Source organism: Microcystis sp. M_OC_Ca_00000000_C217Col (assembly GCF_007095585.1).
GTDB lineage: Bacteria > Cyanobacteriota > Cyanobacteriia > Cyanobacteriales > Microcystaceae > Microcystis > Microcystis panniformis.
Map to the genome: position 1 here is coordinate 1 of NZ_SFBV01000113.1, position 9141 is coordinate 9141.

General features: G+C 38.8%; 17 protein-coding genes and 3 pseudogenes. 15 read left to right on the plus strand and 5 right to left on the minus strand.

Annotation, left to right across the window (positions count from 1 at the left end; all coding sequences use genetic code 11):
- The 14 genes and pseudogenes from EWV66_RS06740 to EWV66_RS06805 all read left to right on the plus strand — a co-directional run.
- A pseudogene (locus tag EWV66_RS06740) lies at window positions 1-96 on the plus strand (DUF3782 domain-containing protein); the annotation flags it as partial.
- Window positions 97-126: 30 nt separating this feature from the next.
- Window positions 127-492, plus strand: coding sequence for a tetratricopeptide repeat protein (locus EWV66_RS06745; RefSeq protein WP_260441278.1), 366 nt, complete (start codon window positions 127-129; stop codon window positions 490-492).
- Between the two features lie 72 nt (window positions 493-564).
- On the plus strand, window positions 565-786 hold the full coding sequence (locus EWV66_RS06750) for a hypothetical protein (RefSeq protein ID WP_052276903.1): 222 nt from the start codon (window positions 565-567) through the stop codon (window positions 784-786).
- Window positions 764-1021: a ParE family toxin-like protein gene (locus EWV66_RS06755; RefSeq protein ID WP_052276904.1), complete on the plus strand. Its 258-nt coding sequence runs from the start codon at window positions 764-766 to the stop codon at window positions 1019-1021. The genes EWV66_RS06750 and EWV66_RS06755 overlap by 23 nt, the downstream gene beginning before the upstream one ends.
- 16 nt (window positions 1022-1037) lie before the next feature.
- Window positions 1038-1475 carry a tetratricopeptide repeat protein gene (locus EWV66_RS06760; protein ID WP_052276905.1) on the plus strand — a complete coding sequence of 146 codons (438 nt, stop codon included), beginning with the start codon at window positions 1038-1040 and terminating at the stop codon, window positions 1473-1475.
- 79 nt (window positions 1476-1554) lie between these two features.
- Entirely contained in the window at window positions 1555-1797 is a 243-nt protein-coding gene (locus tag EWV66_RS06765; RefSeq protein WP_002744173.1) for a DUF433 domain-containing protein, read from the plus strand.
- Window positions 1794-2162: a DUF5615 family PIN-like protein gene (locus EWV66_RS06770; protein WP_002744172.1), complete on the plus strand. Its 369-nt coding sequence runs from the start codon at window positions 1794-1796 to the stop codon at window positions 2160-2162. Before EWV66_RS06765 ends, EWV66_RS06770 begins: the two co-directional genes overlap by 4 nt.
- A gap of 136 nt (window positions 2163-2298) precedes the next feature.
- Window positions 2299-2556: a hypothetical protein gene (locus EWV66_RS06775; RefSeq protein WP_002770064.1), complete on the plus strand. Its 258-nt coding sequence runs from the start codon at window positions 2299-2301 to the stop codon at window positions 2554-2556.
- Between the two features lies 1 nt (window position 2557).
- Window positions 2558-2998, plus strand: a complete 441-nt coding sequence (locus tag EWV66_RS06780; RefSeq protein WP_052276906.1) for an HNH endonuclease — start codon at window positions 2558-2560, stop codon at window positions 2996-2998.
- Window positions 2999-3032: 34 nt separating this feature from the next.
- Window positions 3033-3257: pseudogene (locus EWV66_RS06785) on the plus strand (tetratricopeptide repeat protein); the annotation flags it as partial.
- Between the two features lie 193 nt (window positions 3258-3450).
- Window positions 3451-3693 (plus strand): hypothetical protein, encoded by a 243-nt coding sequence (locus EWV66_RS06790; RefSeq protein ID WP_002760184.1) that lies wholly within the window; start codon window positions 3451-3453, stop codon window positions 3691-3693.
- A gap of 2 nt (window positions 3694-3695) precedes the next feature.
- Window positions 3696-4121 carry a type II toxin-antitoxin system VapC family toxin gene (locus EWV66_RS06795; protein ID WP_052276908.1) on the plus strand — a complete coding sequence of 142 codons (426 nt, stop codon included), beginning with the start codon at window positions 3696-3698 and terminating at the stop codon, window positions 4119-4121.
- A gap of 276 nt (window positions 4122-4397) precedes the next feature.
- Window positions 4398-4712 carry a nucleotidyltransferase domain-containing protein gene (locus tag EWV66_RS06800; protein WP_024971013.1) on the plus strand — a complete coding sequence of 105 codons (315 nt, stop codon included), beginning with the start codon at window positions 4398-4400 and terminating at the stop codon, window positions 4710-4712.
- The gene (locus EWV66_RS06805; protein ID WP_052276909.1) at window positions 4709-5107 is read left to right on the plus strand and encodes a HEPN domain-containing protein; all 399 of its coding nucleotides are present in this window, start codon (window positions 4709-4711) and stop codon (window positions 5105-5107) included. Before EWV66_RS06800 ends, EWV66_RS06805 begins: the two co-directional genes overlap by 4 nt.
- A 294-nt stretch (window positions 5108-5401) precedes the next feature.
- Here EWV66_RS06805 and EWV66_RS06810 read toward each other — a convergent pair whose 3' ends face one another.
- Window positions 5402-5938, minus strand: coding sequence for a DUF2062 domain-containing protein (locus EWV66_RS06810; protein ID WP_052276910.1), 537 nt, complete (start codon window positions 5936-5938; stop codon window positions 5402-5404).
- 53 nt (window positions 5939-5991) lie between these two features.
- Between EWV66_RS06810 and mnmE the strand changes: the two genes are divergently transcribed.
- Window positions 5992-7365: a tRNA uridine-5-carboxymethylaminomethyl(34) synthesis GTPase MnmE gene (gene mnmE / locus EWV66_RS06815; RefSeq protein ID WP_052276911.1), complete on the plus strand. Its 1374-nt coding sequence runs from the start codon at window positions 5992-5994 to the stop codon at window positions 7363-7365.
- Between the two features lie 62 nt (window positions 7366-7427).
- Here mnmE and EWV66_RS06820 read toward each other — a convergent pair whose 3' ends face one another.
- The 4 genes and pseudogenes from EWV66_RS06820 to EWV66_RS06835 form a co-directional block, all read right to left on the minus strand.
- Window positions 7428-7724 (minus strand): polyhydroxyalkanoate biosynthesis repressor PhaR, encoded by a 297-nt coding sequence (locus tag EWV66_RS06820; protein WP_052276912.1) that lies wholly within the window; start codon window positions 7722-7724, stop codon window positions 7428-7430.
- A gap of 113 nt (window positions 7725-7837) precedes the next feature.
- Complete coding sequence (locus tag EWV66_RS06825; protein ID WP_052276913.1) at window positions 7838-8146, minus strand: DUF4164 family protein; 309 nt, start codon at window positions 8144-8146, stop codon at window positions 7838-7840.
- Between the two features lie 113 nt (window positions 8147-8259).
- Window positions 8260-8535, minus strand: a complete 276-nt coding sequence (locus EWV66_RS06830) for a polyhydroxyalkanoate biosynthesis repressor PhaR (RefSeq protein WP_052276914.1) — start codon at window positions 8533-8535, stop codon at window positions 8260-8262.
- 360 nt (window positions 8536-8895) lie between these two features.
- Window positions 8896-9027 (minus strand): annotated as a pseudogene (locus EWV66_RS06835) (RNA-guided endonuclease TnpB family protein); the annotation flags it as partial.
- Window positions 9028-9141 lie beyond the last annotated feature (114 nt).

Consider the following 9141-nt stretch of genomic DNA (forward strand, 5'->3'; position numbering starts at 1 on the left):
AGTTACGCTTGTCGTCAGGGTTTATTTGTGTTGGTGCAGTCAGGGGAAAATGTAATAATTTTAAATGATGCGGAGTTTACGCCCCGGGTTTGGTAGGTTTAGCTTTTTCTCGAAATCTTCTAGGTTCTGTGTGATCAGTTTAACTTATATCTAGAAGCATTAGATTTGTATAAACGACTCTTGGGAGACAATCATCCCCTTGTGGCAACTTCCCTCAACAATTTAGCACTATTGTACGAATCCCAAGGCAGGTACACAGAAGCAGAACCTCTCTATCTAGAAGCATTAGATTTGAGAAAACGACTCTTAGGAGACAATCATCCCGATGTGGCAACTTCCCTCAACAATTTAGCACTATTGTACGAATCCCAAGGCAGGTACACAGAAGCGGAACCTCTCTATTTACAAGCTTTAGCAATTGCCGAGCAAGCTTTAGGGGAGAATCATCCTAATACTGTTAGGATTCGGGAAAACTTAGAGTCGCTCCCGTAGGATGGGTTATTAACCCATCCGATAATACAACAATATAAAATAATACAATCACCTTCAATCAACCAAACAATCATGACTACACTCAAAGATATTGAATCCGCGATTCTCCAGTTGCCTGACGAAGAAATCCATCAATTATCAGCTTGGTTACAAGACTATCTTGATGATAGTTGGGACAAACAGATAAAAAACGATCTCGAATCAGGGAAACTCGATCGACTATTACAAAAAGTCAACAATGATATCAGTAACAATCAAGTTAAGTCTTTAGATGAAATCCTTAACAACTCCTGATTTTTGGCAATGTTATGCCAACTTACCTCCCTACATTAAGCAACAGGCAAAAAAAGCCTATCGTCTCTGGATTAGTAATGTTTTCCATCGATCATTACATTTCAAGAAAGTAGAGAAAAATGTCTGGTCAGTCCGAATAACTGAGAATTATAGAGCTTTAGCATTGAAAAAAGGTGAAGATTATTACTGGTTTTGGATTGGTTCTCATGATGAGTATGAAGAGTTAATTAAATAGAAGGAGAAAATTAACCATGCTAGATACTAAAGAATTTCGCAATATTATCCACCAAGATTTTACTGAAGTTACCTCACAGGAATTTCTGGCAAATCTAAAAAAATACTGTCCAGAAATTTTTGAAGGCGATAACTATCCCAATGTCACTGAAAATCTTAATAATTTAGCAAAACTCTACCAATCTCAAGGAAGATACGAAGAAGCTGAACCACTCTTAATACAAGCATTAGAATTGAGTCAACGACTATTAGGGGAGAATCATCCCTCTGTTGCTATTTCCCTAAACAATTTAGCAGAATTATACTCATCTCAAGGAAGGTATGAAGAAGCAGAACCCCTCTATTTACAAGCTTTAGCAATTGCCGAGCAAGCTTTAGGGGAGAATCATCCTACTACTGTTAAGATTCGGGAAAACTTACAAACGCTGCGACAACAGCAACATCCATCGTCTTAACTGTGATTGATGGGATTATGTCAAGTTTTTAGGAAATTAAATCAGTTTATTCTTAATCAAACTTAAACGGAGAAAATTAATGACAACCAACTTATTAAATAATGCTATTACCATAGATAACGAAATTCAACATGGTAAACCAATCTTAACAGGAACCCGAATCCCGATCGCCATTGTTATTGGTTCCCTGGCAGGAGGAATGAGCTATGAAGAAGTCATGGAGGAATATGGAGTTACTCAAGAGCAAATTCTTGCTTCTTTAGCATATTTTTCTGAACTTTTAAATAATGAAATCATTTATCCAATGGAGAAAACCAGTTGAAAATTCGCTTTTTAATTGATGAAGACTGCCCCTTAAGTTTAAGCAACTTGCTAAATTCTAAAGGTTATGACGCTATTCATGTAAAAACCTCTGGACTAAGTGGCACAAAAGACCCTGAGCTATTTCGATTTGCTCAACGAGAACAGCGAATTATTATTAGCCGTGATTTGGGATGGGCTAATATCAAAAATTATCCTCCCAATACCCATTGTGGTCTGATTATTTTACGATTTCCTTTTGAGGCGATAGCGGTAGAAATTAGACAGGTTTTAGAAAATTTTATCAATACCGTAGATATAGAAGAAATTATTGGCTCAACGGTAATTGTGGATAAAAATAAGTTTAGGATCAGAAAATCTGGTTGACAAATTAATAGTGTTCCTAATATAAATTAAACAGCGATCACCACTTTTAAACCTGATAGAAAAACAGCAATTCTTTTACAGTTCATTAAATTGTAATTGCTTTTTCCCTACCCAATAAACCCAACAGAATAAACCCATGAATACAGCAACCCAAACCATCAAAGTCTATAACGAAATTATTGAACTAATCGCAAGGGGAACCACCCCCCAATCGGTGATTAACTTTCATCTTTCCGATACCGCTCAAAATCGCCTAGAAGACCTAATTTATAACGCCAAAAATAATGAACTTACCCAAGATGAAAAACAGGAACTCGATGCTTATTTAATGCTAGAACATATCATGACCCTAGCAAAAGCAAAAGCTCACCAATATCTCAATGGAGCTAACTAAAATGGCTCGACCTTACATTAGTTTAGAATTGCGAAAATTAGTTGCTGAACGTGCCGATTTTCTCTGTGAATATTGCTTAATTTCTGCTTCTGATAGGGTATCTGGCTGTCAGGTGGATCATATCATTAGTTTTAAACATGGGGGAGCAACTTCGGCTGATAATTTGTGCTACGCCTGTATTTTTTGCAATTTACAAAAAGGTACAGATTTAGGCTCAATTAATTGGGAAACTGGAGAACTTGTCCGTTTTTTTAACCCGCGTCGAGACTTGTGGAAAGAACATTTTCAACTTAAAGAAGCTTTTATCCAACCCATTACTGATATTGGGAACGTGACAGCTAGGATTTTAGATTTCAATAACAAAGAACGCTTACAAGAGCGACTATTATTAATAGAAATTGCTAAATATCCACCTGTTTCTGCAAAACACAGACTTCTTTAAATTTATTTCATAACCTCTCTCTCTACAAGCATTAGAATTGAAAAAACGACTCTTAGAAGACAATCATCCTGATGTGGCACAATCCCTCAACAATTTAGCGCATTTGTACTATTTTCAAGGCAGGTACACAGAAGCAGAACCTCTCTATTTACAAGCTTTAGCAATTGCGGAGCAAGCTTTAGGGGAGAATCATCCTACTACTGTTACAATTCGGGAAAACTTACAAAGGCTGCGACAACAGCAACATCCATCGTCTTAACTGTGATTTATGTGTGGGATGGACTATGATTGATTATTGATGAAGGTTTGTTGAATGCAACACAATCATAGTATTCATTCAATCATTCAAATCATAGTTTAGACTTATTATGGGATTATGGGATGGACTATAATTGAATTAATCACTGATAACTGATATAGGCTATATTTGAAGAACTTACAAAGGTAAAATTATGACTATCAAAGAACAACTAATTCATGAAATTGAAACAGTATCTGATGAGGTAATAGAAGAAGTTTTTGACTTTTTATTATTAGCCAAAATCAAACATAATCGATCGCAAGAACAATCTAAACCTTTTGCACAATTTATAGAAGAACTCACTGCTGATATTCCTCAAGAAATTTTAGATACCTTACCAACCGATAGTGCAGAGCAACATGATCATTATATTTACGGTACTCCTAAACATTAACCATGAAGCAAATTTTTGCCGACACCTTTTATTGGATCGCTTTACTCAACCCTAAAGATAACTGGCATCAAATTGCGCTTAATTATGCTCATAATTGTATCAATGATCAGCTAATAACGACGGATGGCATTATTGATGAGATACTGAACTATGCTTCATCTAGAGGAACTATTATGAGACAGAAAGCACTCTTGATGTGTACGCAAATGCTACGGGAAAAAACAATAAAAGTTATTTCCTATACACCAGAATTACGTCAATTAGGTTTTGAATTATATAAACAACGGTCAGACAAAGGTTATAGCATTACAGACTGCATATCAATGGTAATTATGCAACAAATGGATATTTTTGAAGTGCTTACCCATGACAAGCACTTTACCCAAGAAGGTTTTATTATTCTTTTTCAAAAAATAGAACTACTATAAAATGGAGTCAACGACTATTAGGAAAAATCACTCTACTATTGTTCAAATTCGGAAAATTTTACAAATGATGCGACAACAGCAACATCCATCGTCTTAACTGTGATTGATGGGATTATGGGATGGACTATGATTGATCATTGATGAAGACTTGCTGAATACAACACAATCATAGTATTCATTCAATCATTTCAATCACAGTTTAGACTTATTATGGGATTATGGGATGGACTATATTGTTAATATTGTTGTGCAGTACAAAAAAGGTCATAAAAAATCATGGAAAAACAACTATTACTCAATAAAATTAAACAAGCAGTACAAGCGATCGAACCTCAAGCGCAAATATTTCTTTATGGTTCACGGGCGCGAAACGATGCTCAACCAGACTCTGATTGGGATATATTAGTATTAGTTGATGGGATCACCAACCCTACTCGCACATCTCAAATCCGTCGTCAAATTTATGAAATCGAATGGGAAACAGAAGAGGTTATTTGTACCATTGTTCGCAGCAAAAATCAATGGGAACATCCCTTATTACAAACTACTCCTTTCTGGCAATCAGTTAACAAAGAAGCTATTATGCTATGAGTAAAAATTCCCTTCACGATCAACTAATTAGGTATCGTTTAAATCGTGCAGAGGAAGCTTATCAAGATGCTTGTTCTCTTGCTGATGGTGCAAGATGGAATAGTTGTATCAATCGTCTATACTATAGTTGCTTTTATGCTGTTACGGCTTTACTTGCTTATGATAATCTCTCATCTCCAAAACATACAGGTGTCCGTAGTCTCTTCAACAAAAACTACATCCGTAGCGAAATTATTTCAAAAGACTTTGGTGCAGTTTATAACGAATTGTTTGAATACCGTCTCGAAGCAGATTATACAGACTTTGCAGATTTTGATGAATTACAAGTTCTTCCTTTCATTGCACAAGTGAGAGATTTTTTAAATATAATTTCAGACCTACTTCCTACTGATTAAATGACAAAAGTATTGTATGTCAATACATTAAGTAAAGAGCATCTCAATACACAAATGATTCGTAATAATTTACAAATGATGCGACAGTCACAGCCATCGTCTTAACTGTGATTGATGGGATTATGGGATTGACTATAATTGATCATTGATGAAGACTTGCTGAATACAACACAATCATAGTATTCATTCAATCATTCAAATCATAGTTTAGACTTATTATGGAATTACCGTTGGTGCTTCTCATCCATGCCTCTTAGATTACCGGATTTCCTCCCCCCCCTGAACGGTGACAATTTATCGGCGTTTTCTACCTGTTTGTCGGCGGTGATACCGTTGATGAACTAGGCGATAGCTAACAAAATAGGTTATCGTAGCAAATACCGTCGCTGATAGTAAGCAACCAAAAAACAGGGTTAAAAGAAATTGGCCGCCAGAACTAGCTAACTTTTCGGTGAAGCTTTGATTAGTTTGAAAAATGTCGCCCAGATTCGATCGCCCGCTTTGACCAAGAATAAACTCTCCTAATTTATAATTAAACAGGAAAATTGGCAGATCGGTCAAGGGATTGCTGATATAAGTACCGGCAGCAGCCGCGATCTTGTTGGCGCGAAATAGGGTGGCTAAAAAGATAGCGACGATGATTTGAAGGCCCATCCACGGGAAAAATCCCGAAAAAACTCCCAAGGCAAAACCCCTGGCAATTTCCCTAGGATGTCCTTGTAATCGCATTAAGCGAATATACCAATAGCGCAAAAATCGCAGTAAGCGATTACTCGAATATTTGCGGCTTTTTCTCGCTTTTAATGACCGTGAGCGCATATTTTCGGGCATAAATGCTGACAAAATTGATACCGACTTCAATTTTAGCAAGGGGTGATTAAGAGATGTTAAACACAGGGGATACGATCGCCGCCATCGCTACGGCGATCGTTCCGGAACAGGGTAGTATCGGTATTGTCCGTTTATCTGGTAGTGAGGCAGTGGCGATCGCTCGTCGGCTTTTCCATACCCGCAATCGTCAACCCTGGAAAAGTCATCGTCTTCTCTACGGTTATATCCGACATCCCCAAAGTCAGGCAATTATCGATGAAGCTTTGCTGTTGCTCATGTTAGCGCCCCGCTCTTTCACCCGCGAGGATGTGGTGGAATTTCACTGTCATGGCGGCATTATGCCCGTACAACAGGTGTTACAGTTATGTCTAGAAAATGGGGCGCGTTTGGCCCAAGCGGGGGAATTTAGCCTGCGTGCCTTTCTTAACGGCAGAATTGACCTAACTCAAGCCGAAAGCGTCGTCGATCTCGTTGGGGCGCGTTCTCCCCAAGCGGCACAATTTGCCCTCTCTGGTTTACAGGGGAAACTCGCGCAACCGATCCGCCATTTGCGCGCCACCTGTCTCGATATTTTGGCTGAAATTGAGGCCCGTATTGACTTTGAAGAGGATTTACCGCCCTTGGATCACGAGGCGGTTCTCCATAGCATAGAACAGGTTTTTTGTCAAGTAAATTTAATTTTAGCTACCGCCGAGCGCGGGGAATTGCTGCGTAGTGGTCTAAAAGTGGCGATCGTGGGGCGGCCGAATGTGGGGAAATCCAGTTTGTTAAATGCTTGGAGTCGGAGCGATCGAGCGATTGTCACCGATTTACCCGGCACTACCCGCGATATCGTCGAATCTCAGCTAGTTGTGGCGGGAATCCCCGTACAAGTCCTCGATACGGCAGGAATTCGCTCGGCCAGTGATCGAGTTGAACAAATTGGGGTGGAACGTTCCCGTCAAACGGCCCGGTCTGCTGATTTAGTTCTATTAACCGTCTCCGCAGAGTCAGGATGGACCGAGGAGGACGAGGAAATTTATCGCTCTGTCAGCGATCGCCGATTAATTTTAGTGATTAATAAAATTGATTTGGTTAATCCAGAAACTGTAATTTACCCAGCAGAAATTGAGCGAGTTGTCAAGCTATCCGCCGTCCAAAATCAGGGTATTGAAGACTTAGAAAAAACTATTATTAATGCTGTCCAAAATCAGGAATTACAGGCGGCTAATTTGGATTTAGCCATTAATCAACGACAAGCGGCAGCTTTAACTAGGGCGAAAATTGCTTTGGAACAGGTAAAAAAAACAATTGACCAAGATTTGCCTTTTGATTTTTGGTCGATCGATCTGCGTACTGCCATTCAAGCTTTAGGAGAAATTACTGGCGAAGAAGTAACTGAATCGGTACTTGATCGCATTTTTAGCCGTTTTTGTATTGGGAAATAAGCAATGAGGAAATCTGGTCAACTGTGTTGGGTTAACTTTGGTCTTGTTGAGGATTGGAGAAATCAGATATTACTGGAAAAAAATACTTTCCACCCAGCCGTAATAATGGCACTTCCCAAAAGGATAATCAATGTCCAGACCTGATTTTTTTGGGTTCCCTCTACCGATATTAGCCGATTATCGATGCCTTCGATTTTCTCGCCTAACACTTTAATATCGCCTTTGAGATCGGCTATTCCTATTTCTACTTTTGTCAACCGCTCATCAATCTTATCGAATTTTTGACTAACTTCCTTGATGCTGTCTTTGATTTCTTTAAGGACGACATCCAGGGAATAAGTAACAGTTTCGTTAGACATTGGCTAAACTCCTATACTGCATCTGGTTAGAATATAATTTTATCTTAGTCTAGGCTTTAAGAAAATTTTCTTTCAGGAGCGGTTAACTGTAGTCTTATTGAGGATTGGATAACTCAGATATTACTGGAAAAAAATACTTTCCAAGCAGCCGTAATAATGGCACTTCCCAAAAGGATAATCAATGTCCAGACCTGATTTTTTTGGGTTCCCTCTACCGATCTGAGCCGATTGTCGATGCCTTCGATTTTCTCGTCTAACACTTTAATATCACCTTTGAGATCAGTTACTCCTATTTCTAGTTTGGTTAACCGATCTTCTACCTTGTCAAATCTTTCGTTAACCCGCTTCTCAAGCGAGTCAATCTTCCCCTCAATCCTTGTGAGGACAGCTTCTAGGGAATAAGTAACAGTTTCGTTAGACATTGGGTAAACTCCTATACTGCATCTGGTTGGATATAATTTTATCTTAAGTCTAGGCTTTAAGAAAATTTTCTTTCAGGAGCGGTTAACTGTAGTCTTGTTGAGAATTAGAAAGATCAGATATTACTGGAAAAAAATACTTTCCAAGCAGCCGTAAAAATGGCACTCCCCAAAAGGATAATTAATGTCCAGACATGATTTTTTTGGGTTCCTTCCACTGATTTTAGCCGATTGTCCATGCCTTCGATTTTCTCGTCTAACACTTTAATATCTCCTTTGAGATCGGTTAATCCTATTTCTACTTTTGTCAAGCGCTCATCAATCTTATCGATCTTCCCCTCAATCCTTGTGAGGACAGCTTCTAGGGAATAAGTAACAGTTTCGTTAGACATTGGCTAAACTCCTATACTGCATCCGGTTGGATATAATTTTATCTTAGTCTAGGCTTTTTGGCATTCCTTACCCCACAGTTAACTTCACTTCTGTCCAACCACTGAGATAGTGTTAGGTGAAAACTTCCCTACTTTCTTGTCACTCGATCGAATCTAAAACCTAATTGGTTAAGCTAAAAGCTTTTAGGTACTTAGTTTCGAGCCTTTATAACCCTAACCCCAAATTTTTTCGGGAACTTCCTAACATCCCATTCATCTTAAAGCCTAGATTCCGCTGGGAAAAAGGAGGAAATCCAGAGGAGTTTCCGGCTTCTTTCCTAGCCCTCTCGGTTTTCTTTTGGTTTGACACTCCCATCGCACTCATGCGAGGGATTCTTCATTCACGGGGAGATGCCTTGCAAAAGCAGTGCCTTTACTTGGTCTTACTCTCCCTCCAGAAGCAGTAGCGGTATGCCCTACCGCCAAAATTCGTAAACCTTCATCTCGAATAATTAAAGTCAGTAAGAGAGTCGCCTCTCCTACTGCTCTACAAAACGGAACGTGACAATTTCTCGTCATTCCGCTCCTCAACTACACGGGGTTTGTCATTCCTACGTCATTACCAAC